The organism is Bradyrhizobium sp. AUGA SZCCT0283, from assembly GCF_018130385.1.
Taxonomy (GTDB): Bacteria; Pseudomonadota; Alphaproteobacteria; order Rhizobiales; family Xanthobacteraceae; genus Bradyrhizobium.
Window position 1 is genome coordinate 1 of the sequence record NZ_JAFCLU010000027.1, and the last position, 21,299, is coordinate 21,299.

The window sequence follows — 21,299 nt, forward strand, 5'->3', positions numbered from 1 at the left end:
GCATAACTCCGCCCGTCTCACGGCGGATGAGGGGCGTTGGCCATCGTCACGAACGTGCGGTGAGATGCGATGGACGCGAGAGCTGCGACTGACGTGTGTGGCTCGAGCGTACGGCGAAGTCGTGTGGTCCTGACGCCGCGGTGCTGGCGTCAAGTTCTTGAGAAGCAAGCTTCTTGAGGACGACGGTGGCAAAAGAGCCGTTCTCCGGGAAGAGCTCGAAGTAAGCCGTAAAGCCATTGCGCAGGGAAGGCCGGAATGCTCCCGCTGCCCTGTATGCTCGTGTGCACTTTTGTTTGCGCAAATCGCACGCGAGACCGCGGGTGCAGCAAGCACCCGGTCTTCCCTGCGCCCTCTAAATCCTGGAGGGCCAAACGAAGATGCAAACCTCGGGCGACCAGCGCCGCGAGAATGCATAAGCTCGTTCCGTCATTGCGAGCGCAGCGAAGCAATCCACCTCTCCGCTTGCCGCGCTATGGATTGCTTTGCTGCGCTCGCTACGGAGGAGGGCGCGTTGCCCCTAGTTCAACACCCGCCTGTTGTCGGGGCTATCCAGCGAGAACGTCGGCACGTCGATCTCGAACCGCTCGCCGCTTTCGCTGACCATCTGGTAGCGCCCGGTCATGAAGCCCGACGCGGTCGGCAGCGGCACGCCGGAGGTGTATTCGAAGCGCTCGCCCGGTGCGAGCACGGGCTGCTCGCCGACCACGCCTTCGCCGCGGACTTCCTGCTTGCGGCCGGTGGCGTCGGTAATGATCCAGTGCCGGGCACGGAGCTGCACGGTCTCGGCGCCGGTATTGGTGATGACGATGGTGTAGGACCAGAAATACTGGCCCTTGTCGATCGACGAGCGCCCGGGGAGGAAGTTCGGTTCAACGGTGACTTCGATCTGGCGGGTGACGGCGCGGTACATGCGGGCAAGCTTTCGGAAATTCTGTTCCGTATCATAGCCAAGAATGCAGGGGGAACAATCTCCGGTCCGTCGGGTTTGCCCGGTTGTTTGATCGCGGTTTCAACATAGTTCCATTCTAGAGCGCACCCGCGCGCGGTCCGGCCCCGTATCTGTTTGCATATCTTGTGCGCAAGTTGCGGGCCGATATTATCTTTTCCCGGACAGTGCACGCCTAAAAGCTCAACTCACGGTGCCAGATGTCGTCCATTGCCGATCCAGTTGCCGGAACGTCTCTCAGCGATAGCAAGGCCGCGGCGCCTGCCGCGCCGGCGATTGCGCTGCCGGTAACCGGCGAGCGCGAATTGCGGCTCGACCTGTTTCGCGGGATGGCGCTGTGGCTGATTTTCGTCGATCATCTGCCGGCCAATATCCTGACCTGGTTCACCATCCGCAATTACGGATTTTCCGACGCCACCGAAATCTTCATCTTCATCTCCGGATACACCGCCGCCTTCGTCTACGGCCGCGCAATGCTTCAGGCCGGCTTCGTGGTGGCCACCGCGCGGATCATGCGGCGGGTCTGGCAGATCTACGTCGCGCATGTGTTCCTGTTCACGATCTTCCTCGCCGAAATTTCCTACGTCGCCACCCGTTTCGAGAACCCGCTCTACAGCGAGGAAATGGGCATCATGGATTTCCTCAAGCAGCCGGACGTCACCATCGTCCAGGCGTTGCTCCTGAGATTCCGGCCGGTCAACATGGACGTGCTGCCGCTCTATATCGTGCTGATGCTGTTTCTGCCCGTCATCCTGTGGCTGATGAAGTGGCGCCCTGACGTGTCGCTCGGCCTGTCGGTGCTGCTGTACGCGCTGACCTGGCAGTTCGACTGGTACCTGACGGCCTATCCGAGCGGCTTCTGGATCTTCAATCCGTTCGCCTGGCAGTTGCTGTTCGTGTTCGGCGTCTGGTGCGCGCTGGGAGGCGCGGCGCGCATGTCCCGCATCCTGTTGTCGCCGGTGACGATGTGGATTTGCATTGCCTACTTGCTGTTTGCATTCTTCGTCACGTTGACCTGGCATATCCCGCAGCTCAGCTTTCTGATGCCGAAGCGGCTCGAACAGTGGATGTACCCGATCACCAAGACCGATCTGGACGTGCTGCGGTTTGCCCATTTTCTGGCGCTGGCGGCGCTCACGGTGCGCTTCCTCCCCAGGGATTGGCCGGGGCTGAAATCGCCCTGGCTGCGACCATTGATCCTGTGCGGCCAGCATTCGCTTGAGATATTCTGTCTCGGCGTCTTCCTGGCCTTCGCAGGGCATTTCGTGCTGGCCGAAGTTGGCGGGGGTGCTCTCACGCACGCCCTGGTCAGCCTTGCCGGAATCCTCATCATGTGGGGCGTGGCCTGGGTGATTTCGTGGTACAAGCATTCAGCCGACAAAGATGCGTCCAAGACAAAGCGCACGGGCGGCAATGCCGATATGGCTGGAGGGAGCGTATGAGGCGCGGTTCTGGAGCCGTACTAGCCCTGTCCCTGCTCGCCGGTCTTGCGGCTGCCGGTTTGGCGCGCGCCGAGGATGCCCCCCAAGCCTGCGAAGTGCCGACCTATCTCCTGAGCACCGAAAGCCTGCTGCCGAGGGTCACCGACGCCGTCAAGAACGGCCAGCCGCTGACCATCCTCGTGGTGGGCAGTCGGTCCTCCACCATCGCCGCTTCGGCCGACAGCGCCTATCCCGCTAAATTGCAGGCCGCGCTGAAGGAGAAGCTGCCGTCGATCCAGGTCAATCTATCCGTAGAATTACAGCCCGGAAAAACCGCGGAGGAGACGGACGCCGCCCTCGTTAAGCTGGTGGAAGCAAAAAGGCCTACTCTGGTCATCTGGCAGACCGGAACCGTGGATGCTATGCGATCCGTCGATCCCGACGATTTTCGCGGCGCCGTCGGCGAGGGCGTTGCTGCGCTGCAAAATGCAGGGGCCGACGTGGTTCTGATCAATCTGCAATACAGCCCGCGCACGGAAACGATGATTTCTGCGCCGCCATACCTGGATAATCTGCGCGTGGTGGCGCAGCAGCACGACGTTCCGCTGTTCGACCGGTTCGCCATTATGCGTCACTGGAACGACGCCGGAGATTTCGACCTGTTCAGTACCGTTCACGGCCCCGACATGGCCAAACGGGTTCATGCCTGCCTCGGCCGCGCGCTGTCGAAATTTGTGCTCGATGCGGCCCGCCTGGATCAGGCGCAGCAGAATTAGGGGACCAGCCTTAATGAGCCGTCACTACCCTTTTTGTTTGTCGATATTGCTGATTGTCTCCGCGGCGGGCCTGGCGCTGTTGATGCCGGCCTCCGTGCTTCCGCTGCGCGCCCAAAGCGCCCCGCAACAGACCGCCCAGCAGGCGGCGCTGTCCGACGCCGCCAAGGCCAAGACTGAATCTGACAAGACTGAATCTGAAAAGAAGTCTGAATCTGCAGGCAAGGGTGAAGCGGCCAAGCCGACAGGCGTAGGCAATGTCGCCGCCGTCGATCCGGCCAAGCCGGCAGCGCAGAAGGGCATCGCCGGCAAGACCATCGACAAGGTGAAGGAGGTCGCGAAGTCGGCCGGCGATATCTTCAGCCGTGTGCCTTGCGCGTCGCCGAAGGGCGTCTCCAGATCGATGGGTTCGCTGCCGCATGTCGCGGGCAAGCTCGCGGCGGGCAAGCCGGTCGTGATCGTCGCCTTCGGCTCGTCGTCGACCCAGGGCTACGGCGCGACCTCGCCGGAATTCAATTACCCGAACCGCCTGGCGGCGCAGTTGCGCCGGCAATATCCGACGGCCGACATCACGGTCGTCAACCGCGGCAAGGGCGGCGACGACGCGCCCGAGATGATGAAACGGCTGCAGACCGAAGTCATCGACCTGCATCCGGATATGGTGATCTGGCAGGTCGGCACCAACGCTGTGCTGCGCAACCTCGATCCCGCCGAGACCGCGAAGGTCGTGGAAGACGGCATCGCGCGCATTCAGGCCGTGGGCGCTGATGTCGTGCTGGTCGATCCGCAATATTCGCCGGCCGTCAACGCCAAGGCAGAAAACGCCGGCAAGATGGTGAGGCTGCTCTCAAAGGTCGCCGAGCTCCGTCGCGTCGGCGTGTTCCCGCGCTTCGAAGTGATGAGGGACTGGCACGAGAAGCAGGCGATACCGATCGAGAATTTCGTCATCTCCGACGGGCTGCACATGAGCGACTGGGGCTACGCCTGCTTCGCGCAACTGCTCGGCGACGACATCATCAAGTCGGTCGGCCAGATCAAGCTCGGCGTCAACGTGCCCGCGGACGTGCGGGCGTATCGGCCGATGTGAGGTGATGAATGGCGAGAATTCGTAGGGTGGGCAAAGGCGCGTAAGCGCCGTGCCCACCATTCTATCCGAATACGCGCTGTGAGACGGTGGGCACGCTCCGCTTTGCCCACCCTACAAATTCGCTATCTCACGCCTTCTCCAGCGCCGCCGCAAAATCCTCGATCAGATCATCGGCATGCTCGAGCCCGGCCGAGAAGCGAATGAAACCTTCGCTGATGCCGAGTTCGGCGCGCGCCTCCGGCGTCAGCCGCTGATGCGTTGTGGTCGCGGGATGGGTGACGAGGCTCTTGGCGTCGCCGAGATTGTTGGAGATGCGCGAGATCTGCAGCGCGTTGAGGCAGCGGAACGCGGCCTGCTTGCCGCCCTTGACCTCGAAGCCGATCAGCGTCGAGCCGGCGCGCATCTGCTTCTTCACCAGCGCCGCCTGCGGATGATCGGATCGCCCGGGATAGATCAGCCGCGATATCTTCGGATGACTGGCGAGGCTGTCCGCCACCTTGGCCGCCGTCTCGGTCTGCGCGCGGACGCGCACCGCCAGCGTCTCCAGTCCCTTCAACAAAACCCAGGCGTTGAACGGCGACATCGACGGGCCGGTATGGCGCATGAAGTTATGGAGGTGCTCGGCGATGAAAGATTCCGACGACAGGATGACGCCGCCCAGGCAGCGGCCCTGGCCGTCGATATGCTTGGTCGCGGAATAGACCACGACGTCAGCGCCAAGCGAAAGCGGGCTCTGCCAGATCGGCGTGGCGAAGACGTTATCGACGATCAACCGTGCGCCGCCCTTGTGCGCGATCTCGGCAATCGCCGGGATGTCGAGCACGTCGAGCGTCGGATTGGTCGGGCTCTCCAGGAAGAAGGACTTGGTGTTCGGCCGCAATGCGCGCTGCCACTGGTCGAGGTCAAGACCGTCGACCAGCGTCGTCTCGATGCCGTAGCGCGGCAAGAGATCCTGCACAACGTAAAGGCACGAGCCGAACAGAGCTTTCGAAGCGACCACGTGGTCGCCAGCCCGGAGCGGTGCGAGGATCGCGGTCGTCACCGCGGCCATGCCGGTCGCGGTCGAGCGCGCGGCTTCCGCGCCCTCGAGTTCGATCATGCGGCGTTCGAACATCTCAATCGTCGGATTGGAATAGCGCGAATAGATAAAGCCGGGCTCCTGGCCCTTGAATCGGGCCTCGCACTGCTCCGCGCTGTCGTAGACGTAGCCTTGGGTGAGGAACAGCGCTTCCGACGTCTCGCCGAATTGCGAGCGCAGCGTGCCGCCATGGACAAGGCGGGTTTCGGGACGATAGCGGGCAGTAGACTTGGCTTCAGACATGTGACCTCCGTCGTGACCACCTTGGAAAATGGTCACAAAAAACCGGCCTGGAAAAATTTCCACAGGCCGGGATCACACGTGTCCCCGGCCTGTTTAGCGACTTATTTAACGTGGCTGCAAGCCGGCCGGCTCAAATCACCACGGGATAAGTCATGCTGATATTACCTCGCGCCCTTCCCGTCAAGGCGGCCATCGGATAACCCCTAAAAGCCCATATTTACGAGGTTTGGATGCTATTTGGGCCGTATTGAGGATCGCGCCGTGCCGTTCACGCTTCCGCCCGACGCCAACGGAATTCTGCCCGACCGCATGATCGCGGCGATGGCGGATGCGGGCCTGATCCTTCCGGAATATCCCTTTGTCGAAAGCCAGATCCAGCCGGCGAGCCTCGATTTGCGGCTGGGCGACATCGCCTACCGGGTGCGCGCGAGTTTCCTGCCCGGCCCCGGCTCAACCGTTGCCGAGCGCATCGACGAGCTGAAGCTGCACGAAATCGACCTCTCCGACGGCGCGGTGCTGGAAACCAATTGCGTCTACATCGTGCCGCTGCTGGAGAGTCTCGCGCTGCCGCGCGAGATCGTGGCGGCCGCCAATCCGAAGAGCTCCACCGGGCGGCTCGACGTCTTCACCCGCGTGATCGCCGATGGCACCCGCCGCTTCGACATGATCGGCGCCGGCTATCACGGCCCGCTCTATGCCGAGATCAGCCCGAAGACGTTTCCGGTGCTGCTGCGCGAGGGCTCCCGGCTCAGCCAGGTGCGCTTCCGCACCGGTGACGCCATCCTCAACGCCGACGAGCTCGACGCGCTGCACGGCGCCGAGCGGCTGGTCGACATCGACGATGCCGATCTCGCCAACGGCGTGGCGCTATCCGTCGATCTCTCCGGCGAAAACACGTCAGGCTTCGTCGGCTACCGCGCCAAGCGCCACACCGGCGTCGTCGATATCGACCGCCGCAGCGGCTATGCGGTCGACGAATTCTGGGAGCCGATTCCGGCCCGCCCGGACGGCAGCCTGATCCTGGATCCCGGCGAGTTCTATATCCTGGCCTCCAAGGAAGCCGTGCAGGTGCCGCCGGATTACGCCGCCGAGATGGTGCCGTTCGATCCGCTGGTCGGCGAATTCCGCGTGCATTACGCCGGATTCTTCGATCCGGGCTTCGGCTATGCCGGCGCCGGCGGACAGGGGTCGCGTGCCGTGCTCGAAGTGCGCTCGCGCGAGGTGCCGTTCATCCTCGAGCACGGCCAGATCGTCGGCCGGCTGGTCTACGAGAAAATGCTGTCGCGCCCCGACGCCATGTACGGCCAGCGCATCGGCTCGAACTACCAGGCACAGGGCCTGAAGCTCTCCAAGCATTTCCGCGTCTAAGCGGTAGACAGGCCATTACATCAGCAGTGCGCCGGCCCACGCCGCGCCCGCGACCAGGATCAGGCCCGGAATCAAGCGCAACGCGAAAGTGCGGCTTCCGCTACTCCAGGCGAATATGATCTTGCTGATCGTATTGGTCGAGAGCGCGGCGAGAATAGGAAACACGGCGTCGGCGGCGGTCATCTTCCCTGACGCAACCAGCGAAGCAATCGCGATCGCCGCGGAATGCGTGTCGACGAAGCCGGCCGCCGCAGCCGCTACAATGATTCCGGTCTCGCCGAACCATTCCCGTAGCGCGGCCGAGGCGATGAGCACCGCGGAAAGGGTCAGGGCGAATACCAGAGCTACCAGGAAGCTGAAGGCGTGTCCCGGCTGCGGTTCGGCTACGTCCCGTTCGCGCAAGGCCCGGACCGAGAATCCGGCGCCGTAGGCAGCGGCGGCAATGCCGGCGCAAATCAGCGGCACGGACAGCGCGCGCAGTGTGACCGGGCTGGTGGCTGCCAGCACCAGGCACAGCTGAATAACCGTGGCGACTGTCGAGAGAGCCGCGCCGGCGACCGCTGCACTGATGACCTCAGGACTCTTTTGAACCCGCGTGCCCATGGCGCCGATCGTGGCGGTACTCGAAATGAAGCCGGATGCGAGGCCTGCGATCGGGAGGCCAAACCGCGCGCCGAGCATCCGAACAAGGATATATCCCGCGGCGCTGATGGCCATCACCAGAATGACGACGATCCAGATCGACCTCGGAATGAGCGCGTCATATGGTCCGAGCGCCTGATTGGGCAGCAACGGAAGTACCACCAGGGTCGCGCCGGCGAAGATCAGTGCGTCGTTCACTTCACTCTCGGTAAGCACGGAACGGACGAAATGATGCAGAGGGGTTCGCGCCGCGAGCAGGGCGGCAAGGCCGACGGCCATGCCTGCCGCCAAGGCCGGTTGCTGCATCGCCAGACCCCCGAGCAGCGCGGTCAGGATCAGCGCAATCTCGGTCGTAAGGCCGGGATCGTCGCTGCGGGATCGCAAATATGCGATCGCGGTCAGCGCCGCCACGCCTGTGACCGTAACGGCCAGCACGACTGCGCCGCCGACCATGACGCTTGCTGCACCGGCGAGCGAGGCGACGGTGAAGGTGCGGATCCCCGCCGGCGCGCGGGCCGGACCGCCTCCCTTGCGGCGTTCTCGCTCGGCGCCGATCAGAAGTCCGATGCCGAGCGCTGCCGCGAGATTCAGGAGCACGGACGGGAGATCGGGCATGTTCTTCCTGTTTGCGGGAACATCGGCACGTTCGACAGGCCGCCGCAGCAGCAGATTCATCAGATGTCGATCATGACGGCAATCGTCTGATATTGATTCAGATCATTGCTGAACGCTCGACGCTTTGGGAGGCTACCAAGCTTCTTGACGGCGGTTAAGGCGCCGGCCTCGCTCGACAGGAAAGATCGATCAATGAGTCGCCTCCACCGCGAGAATCACCTCGTTGAGCGCATCGGCTGGCTGAGAGCAGCCGTTCTCGGCGCCAACGATGGGATCATATCAACCGCCAGCCTGATATTGGGTGTGGCGGCCGCGGCGGTATCCCGCAACGATATTCTGTTGACCGGCGTGGCCGGGCTTGTTGCCGGCGCCATGTCGATGGCGGCTGGCGAGTATGTCTCGGTCAGCTCGCAGTCCGATACCGAGCATGCCGATCTCGCGCGCGAAAAACGTGAGCTTGCAGACGACCCCGTGTTCGAAAGGGAAGAGCTCGCTCAGGTCTATGTCGCGCGCGGCGTCGAGGAGGGTCTTGCGCGCGAAGTTTCGAAGCAATTGATGGCCAGGGACGATTTGGGCGCGCATGCGCGGGATGAACTTGGCATTTCGGAGATCACCGCTGCTCGTCCTGTGCAGGCGGCGTTGGCGTCGGCTGCGACCTTTTCCGTTGGAGCGGCAGCGCCCCTTGTGCTCGTTCTGGTCTCGCCGTCCAACGCACTGATCCCGATCGTCTCGGTGGGATCGCTGCTGTTCCTGTCGCTGCTCGGTGCGATTGGTGCGAAAGCCGGTGGCGCCGGCTTATTGAAGCCGACCATCCGCGTGACGTTTTGGGGTGCTTTCGCGATGGGGCTGACAGCTGGAATTGGCGCGATTTTCGGCAAAATCGTCTGAACGTCGGCGGTCCCTATCGCGCCGCCGACTTTGCCGCCGGCGTCACGCGCCACACCGTGTTGCCGACATCGTCGGCGACGAGCAAGGCGCCCTGCTTGTCGAGCCGTACGCCGACGGGGCGGCCCTGCGCTTCGCCCTTGTCGTTGAGGAAGCCGGTCAGCACATCCTGCGGCGCACCCGAAGGCTTGCCGTCCTTGAAGGGGATGAAGATCACCTTGTAGCCGGCGCGCGGTTTGCGATTCCACGAGCCGTGCTGGCCGATGAAGGCGCCACCTTCCATCTCGGGCGGGAAAAGATTTCCGGTGTTGAAGGCAAGCCCGAGCGAGGCCGTATGCGCGCCGAGCGCATAGTCCGGAGCCATCGCTTTCTGCACCATATCCGGCCGTCGCGGCTCGACGCGGGTGTCGACGTGGTCTCCGTAATAGCTGTAGGGCCAGCCGTAGAACGCACCGTCCTTCACCGAGGTCATGTAATCGGGGACGAGATCGTTGCCGAGTTCGTCGCGCTCGTTGACGACGACCCAGAGCTCGCCGGTTTTCGGATTCCATGCGGGGCCGTTGGGATTGCGCAAGCCCGAGGCGAACACGCGCCATTGGCCGTTGGCGCGGTCGACTTCCAGAATCGCCGCGCGATCCTTCTCGGCCTCCATGCCGTTTTCGCCGACATTGCTGTTGGAGCCGACGGTTGCATAAAGCCTCGTGCCGTCCAGGCTCGCCGTAAGGTCCTTGGTCCAGTGGTGATTGAGCGTGCCGGCGGGGAGGTCCGCAAGCCTGACGCCGGGCGCGCTGATCTTGGTGTCGCCCTCGCGATAGGGGAATTTCATGATCGCATCGGTATTGGCGACATAGAAATCTTCACCGACCAGCACCATGCCGAACGGCGAATTCAGCCCGCTGAGGAAGGCGCTGCGTGTTTCGGCGACGCCATCGCCGTCGGCATCGCGCAGCAGCGTGATGCGGTTGGCGCTCGGAACCCCGGCGCCTGCCCATTTCTGCGCGTGCTTGTAGATAAAACCCTTGATGCCCTTGCCGTCATCCGGCTTCGGCGGAGCGTTGCTCTCGGCGACCAGCACGTCGCCGTTCGGCAGCACATAGACCGTACGCGGATGGTCGAGTCCGGTCGCGAAGGCGGTGACTGTCATGCCATTGGCGGCGGTCGGCTTGGCGCCGTCGGGCCAGCGGTTGACCGAGGCGATATCGACCGTCGGGATCCATGAATGTTCCGGCGGCGGCAAGTTTGGCGAAGGACCATAGCTCTGCGCCACGGTCGCGGTGTCCTTGGGGTCGTTACAGGCGGCAAGCGGCAGTGCCAGCGCGGCGACGCCGATAGCCAGGAGGATGTTCTTGCGCATGGCACGGCTCCCTGAGCGATCTCGCCGTTAACAATGCGGTGCGCGCCCGAACGTTCTCGTCCCGGCATGAATTCCCCGTGAAACCGCCCGAAATGACGGCCCGTCTGCATTCCCGCAGGCCCCCAATGCGCCCCGTGCACGCGGAATCACCCCCCGCCATGCTAGGAACGGGCGCGGCGTGGCCCCAAGTCCGCGCGCGGGAGCAGAAATGTCCGACCTCGGCGTTGCCGAAATTCCTGTCGACGAGGATGAACGCCCGCTTCCGCCGCCGGAAGCGCCGACGAAGAACGCGTTGCTCGACGGTCCGATCCTGCGCACGCTGCTGTGGCTGGCCTGGCCGAACGTGATCGCGCTGACGGCCGGCACCTGCGTCGTGATCGCGGAGACCTCCTATATCGGCCGGCTGGGTGTGGAATCGCTGGCCGCGATGGCGCTGGTGTTCCCGATCGTGATCCTGACCATGACCATGTCAGGCGGCGCCATGGGCGGCGGCGTGGCCTCGGCGATCGCGCGTGCGCTCGGCGCCGGCGATATCGACCGCGCCTCGACGCTGGCGGCGCATGCGCTGCTGATCGGCCTCTGCTTCGGCCTGACCTTCATGCTGGGCATGCTGATCTTCGGCCCCGCACTTCTGGAACTGCTCGGCGGGCGCGGCAATGTGCTGACGCAGGCGGTCGCCTATACGCAGATTTTCTTCGGCGGCGCCGTGGTGCCGTGGCTGATGAACACGATGTCGGGCATTTTGCGCGGCACCGGCAACATGAAGCTGCCGTCGTTCCTGATGCTCTCGTCGGCCGTCTGCCAGATCATTCTTGGCGGCACGCTGGGCCTAGGCCTCGGCCCGATCCCGCAATTCGGCATGCGCGGCGTCGCCGCCGGTTCGTTGACCGCCTATCTGATCAGCATCTCCGTGATGTCCTGGTATCTGTTTTCGGGACGCGCGCGCGTCATTCCCAAGATTCGGGGCCTTCGGATTCGATGGGCGATGTTCATCGACATCCTGAAGGTCGGCGCCATCTCCTGCTTCTCGCCGCTGCAGTCGGTTTTGACCATCAGCATCTTCACCCACATGCTGGCGAGCTTCGGCACCGAAATCCTCGCCGGCTACGGCATCGGCGCGCGGCTCGAATTCATGCTGACGTCGATCTCATTTGCGGTTGGCATCGCCTCGGTGCCGATGGTCGGCATGGCGGTCGGCGCGCAGCGCATCGCGCGGGCTCGCAGGATCTGCTGGATCGCGGGGGTCGTTGCATTCGTCTCGGTCGGCGCGGTTGCGAGTGTCATTGCTGTATTCCCCGACATCTGGGTCAATCTCTTCACCGACGATGCGAGCGTGCGGGCCGCCAGCCGGCAGTATTTGTCCACGGCGGCGCCGATGTATGCTTTCCTCGGCCTTGCCACGACGTGCTATTTTTCATCGCAAGGCGCGGCCAAGGTGATCGGCCCGGTGCTGGCGCAGACCGCGCGGTTGCTGTTTATCGGCACCGGCGGCTGGTGGCTGTCCACGCACAATGCGACCGCACAGGACTTCTTCAAGCTGGCGGCGGCGTCCATGGTGTTGCTCGGCGTGCTGTCATGCGTCAGCGTGATGCTGACCCGCTGGGGGCCGAAGCCGCGGCCGGTCTCCGCCGTGCGGCCGGCGTTGTCGTGATACTCGTCATTGCGAGCCAACGGGCGGCGCTTTGCGCGCGACCCGTTGGCTCCTCGCAATGACGGAAACGATTACCGCCGCCGGTGACGCCGGCCGTGCCGGCCGCCGCCGACATTGGCCATGCGCATCAGTTGCGGGACCATGCTCATCAGCTCGCCGCCGCCGGCGCCGCCGAGCATGTCCATGAAATCGCCGCCGCCCAAGCCTGCTGTGTTCAAGCCACCGATGTTCATGCCGCCGGTGCTTACGCCGTAACCCTCAGGCACATAGCCGCCGCCGAAGCCGCCGGGGATTCCGCCACCGCCCATCATGCCGCCAAGACCGCTTGGACCACCACCGCCGCCGCCTTCCATCATGCGGCTCATCATCGGGCCCATGGTCTGCATCATCATGGCGAAGCGGCGCTTGCCCATCTTCGCCTTCATCATTTCAAGCATCGGCGCCATCTGCGTCATCATGTCTTGGCCGCCGCCGCCTCCGCCGCCGGCGAATTGCGCCTTCGCCGGCATCGATGTCAGCGTTAACAGCAACAGCAGCGTGGCTGCGTGGCAGACGACCTTGTCAGCTCCCGTCATGGTTCGACTCCTCATGCGCGGGCGGCCGCGGGCGTGGCGCCATTCGGACGCACGCGTCGAGGCTAGGAGAGGGGTATCGGCTGATCTGTGAGAAAGATCACGCTGCCCTGCGGCGGGCGGTGAACTCGGTGACGACCCGCCATGTTGCGCCCGCATCCGCCGAGACTTCGCCGCGCCAGAGGAACGAATCGGCGGCGATGTTTCTAAAACTCCAGCGGGCCAGTTGGCCATCCGGCCGTGTGCCAAGCTGCACGATGTTGCGGCCTTCCGCCCGGCCGATCATCTGCAGGAAATTTCGCGTGACTGGGTCGGTCCACTGAATCCGCCAGGCGTCGATATCGGGATCGTAGACCCGCAGCGTGGTGCCGTACGAGTTGAAATTGGCTGCGGCATCGCCGTGCCGCAGCTCGCCGCGTGGCGGCACGATCCACACATCCTGGATCGCGCGCCCCTCCAGCGCCCAGCCAAAATGCCATTCGCCGGCGCGGCGGCGCTCACTGCCGTCTTCAGAAAATTGCCTGACATCGAGATCCCAGGAGCCGACGAAGCGGCCATAGAGATCCATCTTGCCGGCGCGGTCGGCCGAGGGGCCGTCCGCGCCGAGGGCGTCGAGAAATGCGCAGGTCATGCGGCGCTGCGTCCCAATGCCTTCTGCATCGCGAGGAGGCCCAGATCCATCTGCGCGTCCATGTAGGGCGCGATCTCGTTCGGCAGCACGTCGGCGATCCACACGAAGCGGGTGCGGCCATCGCTCTCGGCGAAGACCTGTGCCGAGGCGCTGTGCTGCTTGATACGTTCGCTGACGATGGCATAGACCAGCCGCCGCCTCTTGTCGTCGCAATCGACCAGGATCTCGCGCGCGACCGTGCCGTTCGAAAACGTCACGATGCGGGCGTCGCCGTCGAGCTTGGTGTCGGTCACGAAGCCTGGAACGAGCCGCGTATGCAACGCGCCGAAATCGCGAAGTGCGTCCCAGACGTGATCGGGGGATGCGTCGATGAGGATTTCTTTGTGAATGGAGGCCATGAGATTTTCCTTTCAGGTGTTCGTCATCCTGAGGTGCGAGCTCTTGCGAGCCTCGAAGGATGAGGGTTAGGTGTTCGCGGCCATCCTTCGAGACGCACGCAAAGCGCGCTCCTCAGGATGACGGTTGTGTGCGTTGAGAGAGCAACGTGCTATGTGCAAACCGCCTCGACATTGTTGCCGTCGGGATCGATCAGGAACGCCGCGTAATAGGTCGGGCTGTAATCCGCGCGCGGCCCGGCGCCGCCGTTGTCGCGGCCGCCGGCCTTCAGGCCTTCGGCGTGGAATTTTTCGATCGCCGCATGATCCTTGGCGCGGAACGCGACATGCGCCGCTGACCCCGCCGATCCCTTGTGCAGATGCAGCCAGAGCGCCGGTGCGCCCTTGGGGCCAAAGCCCGCGCCGGAATCGTCGCGCGAGCACAGCACGAAACCTAGCGGCGCAAGCGCTGCCGTGTAGAAGCGCACGCTGGCGTCGAGATCGCCGACGCGTAATCCGATGTGGTCGTACATGGTATTCTCCAGTTGGAAGCGCGCGACGTCGCGCGGCCTGGAGAAAGCCTAGCTAGTGCAGCGCCAGCGGTTCTTGGAAAATCTTGCGCTTGCCCCGCGAGGCCTGACGGAACTTTAGCGGCGACGCGCCGGCGGCACGGCCAAACGTGCGCACGAAATTCGAGAGGTCAGCAAAGCCGACGTCGTAGGCGATATCGGTGACTGGGCTGTCGTCGTCGGCCAGCCGCCGCGCGGCATGGCGCAGCCGCGAGCGCACCAGATATTGATGCGGGGTGACGCCGAGCGCCTGCGAGAACAGCCGCAGGAAGTGGAAGGGGCTGATTCCGGCTTGCGCGGCGGCATCTTCCAGATTGATCTGGTGGTGCGAGTTGTCGTCGATCCAGAGCGCGGTCTCCACCGCGCGGCGGCGGTCGCGGGCCGCATCGGGGCCCGCCTTGCGCGGCTTGCCGGAAACCACCTCGACAAAACGGCTCGCCAGCACCTGACCGATCTCGTCGAGCCCGATGTCGCTGCTGCCATCTGCTGCCGATTGCGCCAGTTCGCCCAGCACCACGAGTTCCGGCAGCGGCGGCACGGCGCCGACCTGCCAGGGTGTCTGGCTGTCGCCGATCGCTTCCACCAGCTCGGGCGCCAGGAAGAACGACAGGCACTCGTCGCCGCAGACGTGCTCGTGGGTGCAGGTATATTCATCGCCGGGATGGCCGATCAGGACCGATCCCGCCACCAGTTCGCTGAACTTGCCGCGGCAATGCAGACCGAAACTGCCCTTGCGCACATAGGAAATCGAATAACGGCTATGCTGCTCCGCAAACGGCTTGTCGCCGGGCCCTGCGGTGCAGCGAAAGTCGGAAACCGAAATGGATTTGCGTTCAAGAAGCGTGGTCGCCGTCATCCAGCCTACTTAAGGATGGGCCCTCGGCGGTGCAACCGGCAGCAGCACGTCGAACAGCGTCTTGCTGGAGGTGGGGCTGGCGCCCTCGATCGACAGCAGCCGTCGCTTGGAGATCGCCCCGCCGTGCGGCGAGATCTTGTCGGCATAATTGCCCACCTCGAGCACGCGATGGCAGGGCACGATGATCATGAAGGGGTTGCGCGCGATCGCCTGCGCCACCGAATAGACCGCGCCGGAGGCGCGCAAGGCCGAGGCTATTTCCGCATGGGTCCGGGTCTCCCCGCGCGGGATCGCGCGCGCATAGGCGTAGACGCGCTGGTTGAAGGCCGGAATGCCGGTCATATCAAGCGCGACCTCGGCGAAATCGCACGCAGCCCCGCGCAGCAGGGCGGTGATGCCCTCGATTGCGACCTGGACATTCGGGGGAGGCCGAAGCTCGCGCGCATCCGGATAAAGCTGATAGAGCCGCCGCCGCGTATCGATCTCGCGCACTTCAGGAAGCTGCACGCCAATAATGCCCGACGGCCCCCACGCGATGCCGCAGCGGCCGATCCCCGAATCGAAAATGGTATAGCCACGCCCCGCCATACGCCACCAAGCCCCGAAGGATCATAGCACCGGCTTGAGAGAGCGCATCTGGAATTTTGCGGAAGTTAACAGTGAGGCGGGACGGGCAACGGAACAGCTTGGCGGATCGCGCGATGTCGGCTAATCATGGCAGCATGATCCGGAAAAGTGCTTGCCGGTTTTCCGAAAAGATCATGCTCAGAGCAAAGAGCGACCCGCGGGCGTAGTTCAATGGTAGAACGGCAGCTTCCCAAGCTGCATACGAGGGTTCGATTCCCTTCGCCCGCTCCATACCTCAACCGACTACGAGGTAGCATTGACCCAGGCGCTCACCTCTGGCAGCGATCCTCTCAAGATCGCCATCGGCGGCCTTGTGTCCGGCATCCTCACGCCGGGCCGCGCAACGCGTCGCTCAGTCCCCGCTGCCCCTTCCTTGTGAGAGTGAGGCGAAGAAGGCGTTCGAGCTTACTTCACCCTTCCTTCGGCACGCTTCCTGCCGCAGTCGGCAAGCACTCTCTCCTCGCGCCAACCGAGGCGTCGCGAGTCGCGTACGCAAGTGGCGTAGCTTCCGTCCAGACAGACTTCCAGTGTGATGCCGGTCGGGCCGGTGGCAGTCTTCGTCTGCCCTTTGCACGCTGCCGAAACTTCGCTGGTCATGGTGGTGAACGCGATGATTGCAAACGCACATGCAATGCTCAATTTCATTGTTGCCCCCTTGAATACAATTTAATTTTATGAACGGGAGAATCCTGCATTAGACCGTCCCTTGATACAAGTATTCATTGGATGATGCCTTCCCATAGCTCCCCACCCAAAGCGCAGGCATTCTTCCATAACCGAACTCGCTTTCCACGGCATCCACACCTCCCGCTTGCAAAGCCTGCAAAAAAGCGAAACGTGTAACCCATGTGTCCGGTACGAAATGTCACCTATGTCTCGGCCGCTCACCATGCAACGCACGACATGACTGCCGGGCCACCGGCTTTGCGACAGGTTGAGCCGCATGTCACCACGCCATTTGCGTGCAATCCTTCAGGACTATTGAACGCCGCCGTCGCGTCGTCGCAATAGCCTTCGGGCTCGTCCTTCAGCCCTGTGCCAGGTCTATTCAGCGCTGCGGCGAGTCGGAAGCCCTTCGGGGTGATGAGTTCTTTGCGCTCACGCGCGTGTGTGAACGCCGACCGCTCCCGTATGTCTGACACCTTGCAATGACGCGAAAGAGAGAGCTGGGGCTGCCACCCCGCACCCATGCACACCGACCTCACGAAATGCACCTCACACTCGTGCCTGTGTTTCAACGTGCCCTTTGCCGGCGGCCTGTGCAGTTCCGCCCGATGGGGATCGGTCGGTCTTCGTGTGCGCCTGTGCGCCAATCGCAAATGCAAGCGTGAGTGCGACGATGAGTGCAGTCCGCATTTCAGCTTCCCCCGTGTTACTACGGTGAAGTAGCTTGCTCGACGGTAACCGGCGCGCTGACGAAGAACGCCGAGAGCTTCTTCGCTGCACTGCTAGGACCTTCGACTTCGTCCCGCACGAACGGGAAAGCAACAGTCTTGCTTAAAAAAGCTGGCCGCTCAGAAAAGAGGCTCCCATTTTTTTTGGAATATGGCCTCCTTAGTTGCCGGAGAGTTCGTGTGATTCGCGAATTGATGACAGTCCACAATGGAGGCTGCCATGAAAGCGTTCGGTCGCGTACTGACGACGTTCGGTATTCTTCTTCTGGTGTCCTTTCGTGCTGACGCACACGATGCGTCGATGCCGCACCACGAGTGGTTCAATGCGCAGGAAATGAACCCGGCAGCACGGCAGCGGCTCGGTGTCCCCTGGAAGTCATGCTGCGACAACGGCGACGTGTTCAAGACCCGCTTCAGGGTGGCTGAAGATCGCTCAGACCAGTGGCAATACCTGAAGGATGGACAGTGGAGAACGATCCCACCTGACATCATCAAGGAAGAGGATACGCCGGACCATCTGCCCGTGCTGTTCATCAATAAGCATACGGGAACGGAACTCTGCTTCTTCGTGCCGAAGGGTGGATTGTGACGCTTTAGGCCTGTCGCAGGCTTGACCCATCGACTTTGGGCAACACCAGCCTATCTTTCGCGCGCGATCACGCGTAGGGTCACTTCGTCGCAAGACGATGGCGCTGAACCTTAGAGTGGACTGCGGGCAGACCCGGGGGCAGTACCCGGCGCCTCCACCTTAGCAGCTTGAGCTTAAAGGTCTCATCTCGGTGAGATCGATTCTGCCGAAAGGCCGAATCCCAGGGCTGCTAGGGCGGGGGCGAACCAGGATCGATGGTCGCAAAGAAACTCTGAATTGTGCCCGGCATGATACCGCCGTTATCGGGTCAAAAACCTAAATGCAAACGATAACGTTGCATTGAACGAAGTGCGCCTCGCGGCGTAACCTGTTCGGGGTTGGTCCACCTGGCAACAGAACGGCCATCGCCGCGTCAACCTTCGGGTTGGCGCGGCTTTTATTTGTGGGCCCGGCTCGCGCCATGCCCGCTGCCTTCAATTTCCGTCGTTGCCGTGCTAGATATGAGGCGTGTCGCAAAAGAGGAGTGCGCGTTGACCCAGGCGATCACTTCCACCGACACCTCCCGCAACAATCTCCTGATGGTCGCTGCCGGCGGCATCGTGTCCGGCATCCTCACGCCGCTATTGCCGGCGCTGATCGACCATATCGTCGGCTTGCCCGGCCAGCTGCGCATTTCGCTCATCGCGGTGCCGTTTGCCGTGCTCGTCTTCATTCTGGTGCGGCGCTTCAGCGCGAATCCGCTCTGGGCGGCGATGCTTGCTGCGATCATCACCATGGTCGCGTTCGTCTGCGCGGTGAATGCGGCCATCTTTATCGAGGGACAGACCGCGGGCGCTGCCACAGTCATGCGCTATCTGCTCGCCGGATTGGCCGGCGGGCTGGTCGGTGCGGGCGTGATGGCGCTGGGGATCGGCCTGTTGCCGGCAGGGCCGCGTGCGGCCGCGGCGTGGTGGCCGATGCTGATCACGGGGACGCTCGCCGGCACGCTGCTGGCGCTCGACAATGCGCTCGGCCTCGACCAGATCTCGTTCCTCTATCCGGTCTGGCAGGCGGCGGTGGCGGTGCGGCTGGTGATGGTGCTGCGGTCGTGACGGCCCAGAGCCGCGTGCAGCCCCGTAGTTCTACCGGCCTGCATTAAAGCCTGCATTAAGGCTGCCTTAGCCGAGTTCCGCATACGTTGACCGCTCCCTCATGCAGCGGAATCACAATATGCGGATCGGTCGACTCTTTGCGGTATCGATGCTTTCGGTGACAGTCTTGGCGGTCATTCTTGGTGCCGGGGTCCTTGTCCCGCAGTACCGGACCTTTGCCGGCAAGACCGAGGCGATCAGGGCGGTGGAGGCCTATGGCACGGTGCTGGCGGTTGGCCAGCAGGTCGCCGGTTACCGCGCGCCTTATGTCGGTCCGCTGTTCCAGGAAGGCGCGGCGACGCCGGCCCAGCTCGAGGTGGCCGCGAAGGCCGTGCAGACGGCTGATGCCGCGTTCGCAAAAGCGCGGATCGCCGTCGGCGCGCTCAGCGATGGCGCGGCGATCATCCAGGGCCTAAACCAGGCAGCGGCCAAGCTGGCCGAGGTTCGCACAGCGAGCGATCGCGCGATGGCGCTGCCGATGAGCGCGCGCGATCAGGCGGCGATCAAAGGCTTCCTGCCGGGCATTGCCGGGGTTGTCGGGATTCTCGAACCGCTGTTGAACCGGCTTGAAAACCAGGTCGCGATGGCGGACGCGTCGTTGACGGCGTTATTGAATGTCGCCCGCACGTCGCAGGATTTGCGAATTTCGGCCGGCGGCCGGGCTGCTACGGCATCGCTTGCGATCAGCACCCGCCGTCCGCTGACGGCGGCTGAAATATCCAGCATGGACCGCGCCCAGGGCCGCGTCGATCTCGACCGCGAGCGGATCGAGGCCGGTGTGGACCAGATCGGCAGCCCGCAGCGTCTTACGAAAGCGATGAACGAAGCGATCGAGGCCTATTTCGGAAAAGCCGCGCCGTGGCTTGAAAAGGAAATGGCGGTTGGACGCAACGACGGCAAATTCGCGATCGACTCCAATCAACTCGCCAGCACGATCGTGCCGGCGGTGCAGGCCTTCTTCGCCGTGCGCGATGCCGCATTGGTGGAGGCGGAAGAACGCGCAGGCGCCGCACGCGATGGGGCGCTGACCATGTTGGCGCTGGCCGGCCTTGCCGTGGTGGCGTTGCTCGCCGTGCTTGCCGGCGTCACCGTGATGTTGCGGCGGCGTGTGATCACGCCGCTCGCGACGCTGACCGGCGTGATCGGCGACCTCGCCGCCGGCCGGCACGACGTCACGATCCCGACCATCGGGCGTGCCGATGAAATCGGCGCGATGGCGGGCTCGCTGCAGGTTTTCAAGGACGCCCTGATCGCCAAGAAGGCCGCTGACGAGGCCGCTGCGGTGGAAGCCGATGCCAAGATCCAGCGCGGCCAGCGCGTCGACCGGATCACCAGCGATTTCGAAGCGATGATCGGTGAAATCGTCGAGATCGTGTCACAGGCCTCGACCGAGCTGGAAGCTTCCGCCGGCACGCTGACGACAACCGCCGAGCGTTCGGAGGAGCTTGCCACCACGGTCGCGGCGGCGTCCGAGGAAGCCTCCACCAATGTGCAATCGGTCGCATCCGCCACCGAAGAGATGGCATCCTCGGTCAACGAGATCAGCCGTCAGGTCCAGGGCTCGGCGCGCATCGCCAATGAGGCGGTGGAGCAGGCGCAGAAGACCAATGACCGCGTCGCCGAACTCGCCAAGGCCGCCGCCCGGATCGGCGACGTGGTGGAGCTGATCAATACCATCGCGGGCCAGACCAACCTGCTGGCGCTGAATGCCACCATCGAGGCGGCGCGGGCCGGCGAAGCCGGGCGCGGTTTTGCCGTGGTGGCGTCCGAAGTGAAGGCGCTGGCCGAGCAGACGGCCAAAGCGACCGGCGAGATCAGCCAGCAGATATCGGGCATCCAGGCAGCGACCCAGGAATCGGTCGGCGCCATCAAAGAGATCGGCGACACCATCGGACGGATGTCGGAGATCGCCGCCACCATCGCGGCCGCCGTCGAGGAGCAGGGCGCGGCGACCCAGGAAATTTCCCGCAACGTGCAGCAGGCCGCGAACGGCACGCAGCAGGTTTCCTCCAACATCGCCGACGTGCAGCGTGGCGCCAGCGAGACCGGGTCGGCCTCGGCCCAGGTGCTTGGCGCGGCAAAGTCATTGTCCGGCGAAAGCGACCGGCTCAAGCGCGAGGTCGGCAAGTTCCTCAGTTCGGTGCGGGCGGCCTGAGCCGCGCGCTACGGCGCGATCGTCAGCACCGCCTTCATGTTCGGATGGAAACGGCAGTAATACTCCACCGTGCCGGCCTTCTTCAGGACGGAGGTCACGGTCTTCTTCGGCGCTATGGTGACGTCGAAATCGCCGTTGCGCGCGGTCGCGGTATGCACGAACACGTCCTTGTTGATCCATTCGATGGTGTCGCCGACCTTGGTTGAAATCTCGGCCGGCGCGAACACCAGATCCTGCATCGTGATTTGAATTGTCGCCGCATGCGCCGGGACGGCTATCGCGCCGAACAGCAGGGCGGTCATAACAGGCAGATAGCGTCCCGGATGCACGGCGGGCTCC

At 63.6% G+C, this 21,299-nt stretch carries 21 protein-coding genes, 1 tRNA gene, 1 other RNA gene and 1 riboswitch; of the genes, 11 read left to right on the forward strand and 12 right to left on the reverse strand.

Features of this window, described 5'->3' with window-relative positions:
• Positions 1 to 517 precede the first annotated feature (517 nt).
• Complete coding sequence (apaG, locus tag JQ624_RS28820; RefSeq protein WP_212422292.1) at positions 518 to 910, reverse strand: Co2+/Mg2+ efflux protein ApaG; 393 nt, start codon at positions 908 to 910, stop codon at positions 518 to 520.
• Between the two features lie 236 nt (positions 911 to 1,146).
• Between apaG and JQ624_RS28825 the strand changes: the two genes are divergently transcribed.
• Genes JQ624_RS28825 through JQ624_RS28835 form a run of 3 tightly spaced genes read left to right on the forward strand, consistent with a single transcriptional unit; the run spans position 1,147 to position 4,227 of the window.
• Positions 1,147 to 2,388, forward strand: a complete 1,242-nt coding sequence (locus tag JQ624_RS28825) for an OpgC domain-containing protein (protein ID WP_212422293.1) — start codon at positions 1,147 to 1,149, stop codon at positions 2,386 to 2,388.
• On the forward strand, positions 2,385 to 3,143 hold the full coding sequence (locus JQ624_RS28830) for an SGNH/GDSL hydrolase family protein (RefSeq protein ID WP_212422294.1): 759 nt from the start codon (positions 2,385 to 2,387) through the stop codon (positions 3,141 to 3,143). Before JQ624_RS28825 ends, JQ624_RS28830 begins: the two co-directional genes overlap by 4 nt.
• Before the next feature lie 13 nt (positions 3,144 to 3,156).
• The gene (locus tag JQ624_RS28835; RefSeq protein ID WP_212422295.1) at positions 3,157 to 4,227 is read left to right on the forward strand and encodes an SGNH/GDSL hydrolase family protein; all 1,071 of its coding nucleotides are present in this window, start codon (positions 3,157 to 3,159) and stop codon (positions 4,225 to 4,227) included.
• A gap of 127 nt (positions 4,228 to 4,354) precedes the next feature.
• Here the strand turns inward: JQ624_RS28835 and JQ624_RS28840 are convergent, their stop codons facing one another.
• Positions 4,355 to 5,548: an O-succinylhomoserine sulfhydrylase gene (locus tag JQ624_RS28840; protein ID WP_212422296.1), complete on the reverse strand. Its 1,194-nt coding sequence runs from the start codon at positions 5,546 to 5,548 to the stop codon at positions 4,355 to 4,357.
• A gap of 72 nt (positions 5,549 to 5,620) precedes the next feature.
• A riboswitch (SAM riboswitch) is annotated at positions 5,621 to 5,700 on the reverse strand.
• Positions 5,701 to 5,809: 109 nt separating this feature from the next.
• Between JQ624_RS28840 and JQ624_RS28845 the strand changes: the two genes are divergently transcribed.
• Positions 5,810 to 6,916 carry a 2'-deoxycytidine 5'-triphosphate deaminase gene (locus JQ624_RS28845; RefSeq protein ID WP_212422297.1) on the forward strand — a complete coding sequence of 369 codons (1,107 nt, stop codon included), beginning with the start codon at positions 5,810 to 5,812 and terminating at the stop codon, positions 6,914 to 6,916.
• 15 nt (positions 6,917 to 6,931) lie between these two features.
• Here the strand turns inward: JQ624_RS28845 and JQ624_RS28850 are convergent, their stop codons facing one another.
• The gene (locus JQ624_RS28850; RefSeq protein WP_212422298.1) at positions 6,932 to 8,173 is read right to left on the reverse strand and encodes a DUF4010 domain-containing protein; all 1,242 of its coding nucleotides are present in this window, start codon (positions 8,171 to 8,173) and stop codon (positions 6,932 to 6,934) included.
• Positions 8,174 to 8,365: 192 nt separating this feature from the next.
• On the opposite strand from JQ624_RS28850, the gene JQ624_RS28855 reads away from it, so the two are divergent.
• On the forward strand, positions 8,366 to 9,061 hold the full coding sequence (locus tag JQ624_RS28855) for a VIT family protein (RefSeq protein WP_212422299.1): 696 nt from the start codon (positions 8,366 to 8,368) through the stop codon (positions 9,059 to 9,061).
• Positions 9,062 to 9,074: 13 nt separating this feature from the next.
• Here the strand turns inward: JQ624_RS28855 and JQ624_RS28860 are convergent, their stop codons facing one another.
• Entirely contained in the window at positions 9,075 to 10,412 is a 1,338-nt protein-coding gene (locus JQ624_RS28860; protein WP_212422300.1) for a sorbosone dehydrogenase family protein, read from the reverse strand.
• A 208-nt stretch (positions 10,413 to 10,620) separates the two neighbouring features.
• Between JQ624_RS28860 and JQ624_RS28865 the strand changes: the two genes are divergently transcribed.
• Positions 10,621 to 12,063: an MATE family efflux transporter gene (locus JQ624_RS28865; RefSeq protein ID WP_212422301.1), complete on the forward strand. Its 1,443-nt coding sequence runs from the start codon at positions 10,621 to 10,623 to the stop codon at positions 12,061 to 12,063.
• 71 nt (positions 12,064 to 12,134) lie between these two features.
• Here the strand turns inward: JQ624_RS28865 and JQ624_RS28870 are convergent, their stop codons facing one another.
• The 6 genes from JQ624_RS28870 to JQ624_RS28895 form a co-directional block, all read right to left on the reverse strand.
• On the reverse strand, positions 12,135 to 12,638 hold the full coding sequence (locus JQ624_RS28870) for a hypothetical protein (RefSeq protein WP_212422302.1): 504 nt from the start codon (positions 12,636 to 12,638) through the stop codon (positions 12,135 to 12,137).
• 97 nt (positions 12,639 to 12,735) lie between these two features.
• Positions 12,736 to 13,266, reverse strand: coding sequence for a hypothetical protein (locus JQ624_RS28875; RefSeq protein WP_212422303.1), 531 nt, complete (start codon positions 13,264 to 13,266; stop codon positions 12,736 to 12,738).
• Positions 13,263 to 13,664 carry an SRPBCC family protein gene (locus JQ624_RS28880; RefSeq protein ID WP_212422304.1) on the reverse strand — a complete coding sequence of 134 codons (402 nt, stop codon included), beginning with the start codon at positions 13,662 to 13,664 and terminating at the stop codon, positions 13,263 to 13,265. Before JQ624_RS28880 ends, JQ624_RS28875 begins: the two co-directional genes overlap by 4 nt.
• A 149-nt stretch (positions 13,665 to 13,813) precedes the next feature.
• Positions 13,814 to 14,173 carry a VOC family protein gene (locus JQ624_RS28885; RefSeq protein ID WP_212422305.1) on the reverse strand — a complete coding sequence of 120 codons (360 nt, stop codon included), beginning with the start codon at positions 14,171 to 14,173 and terminating at the stop codon, positions 13,814 to 13,816.
• Between the two features lie 52 nt (positions 14,174 to 14,225).
• Positions 14,226 to 15,065 (reverse strand): helix-turn-helix transcriptional regulator, encoded by an 840-nt coding sequence (locus JQ624_RS28890; protein ID WP_212422306.1) that lies wholly within the window; start codon positions 15,063 to 15,065, stop codon positions 14,226 to 14,228.
• A gap of 9 nt (positions 15,066 to 15,074) precedes the next feature.
• Positions 15,075 to 15,653 (reverse strand): methylated-DNA--[protein]-cysteine S-methyltransferase, encoded by a 579-nt coding sequence (locus tag JQ624_RS28895; RefSeq protein WP_212422307.1) that lies wholly within the window; start codon positions 15,651 to 15,653, stop codon positions 15,075 to 15,077.
• A 196-nt stretch (positions 15,654 to 15,849) separates the two neighbouring features.
• On the opposite strand from JQ624_RS28895, the gene JQ624_RS28900 reads away from it, so the two are divergent.
• Positions 15,850 to 15,923: transfer RNA gene (locus JQ624_RS28900), tRNA-Gly, on the forward strand.
• A gap of 174 nt (positions 15,924 to 16,097) precedes the next feature.
• Here JQ624_RS28900 and JQ624_RS28905 read toward each other — a convergent pair.
• The gene (locus tag JQ624_RS28905; RefSeq protein WP_212422308.1) at positions 16,098 to 16,337 is read right to left on the reverse strand and encodes a hypothetical protein; all 240 of its coding nucleotides are present in this window, start codon (positions 16,335 to 16,337) and stop codon (positions 16,098 to 16,100) included.
• Between the two features lie 969 nt (positions 16,338 to 17,306).
• Here JQ624_RS28905 and JQ624_RS28910 point away from each other — a divergent pair.
• The 4 genes from JQ624_RS28910 to JQ624_RS28925 all read left to right on the forward strand — a co-directional run bounded on the left by JQ624_RS28910 (position 17,307) and on the right by JQ624_RS28925 (position 20,960).
• A complete protein-coding gene (locus JQ624_RS28910; protein WP_212422309.1) occupies positions 17,307 to 17,675 on the forward strand; it encodes a hypothetical protein in 369 nt (122 codons plus the stop codon).
• A gap of 47 nt (positions 17,676 to 17,722) precedes the next feature.
• Positions 17,723 to 18,084: a transfer-messenger RNA gene (ssrA, locus tag JQ624_RS28915) on the forward strand.
• Positions 18,085 to 18,205: 121 nt separating this feature from the next.
• Positions 18,206 to 18,766 (forward strand): hypothetical protein, encoded by a 561-nt coding sequence (locus JQ624_RS28920; protein ID WP_212422310.1) that lies wholly within the window; start codon positions 18,206 to 18,208, stop codon positions 18,764 to 18,766.
• Between the two features lie 118 nt (positions 18,767 to 18,884).
• Positions 18,885 to 20,960: a methyl-accepting chemotaxis protein gene (locus tag JQ624_RS28925; protein ID WP_212422311.1), complete on the forward strand. Its 2,076-nt coding sequence runs from the start codon at positions 18,885 to 18,887 to the stop codon at positions 20,958 to 20,960.
• Positions 20,961 to 20,968: 8 nt separating this feature from the next.
• Here JQ624_RS28925 and JQ624_RS28930 read toward each other — a convergent pair whose 3' ends face one another.
• Positions 20,969 to 21,262, reverse strand: coding sequence for a cupredoxin domain-containing protein (locus JQ624_RS28930; protein ID WP_212422371.1), 294 nt, complete (start codon positions 21,260 to 21,262; stop codon positions 20,969 to 20,971).
• Positions 21,263 to 21,299: the final 37 nt, after the last annotated feature.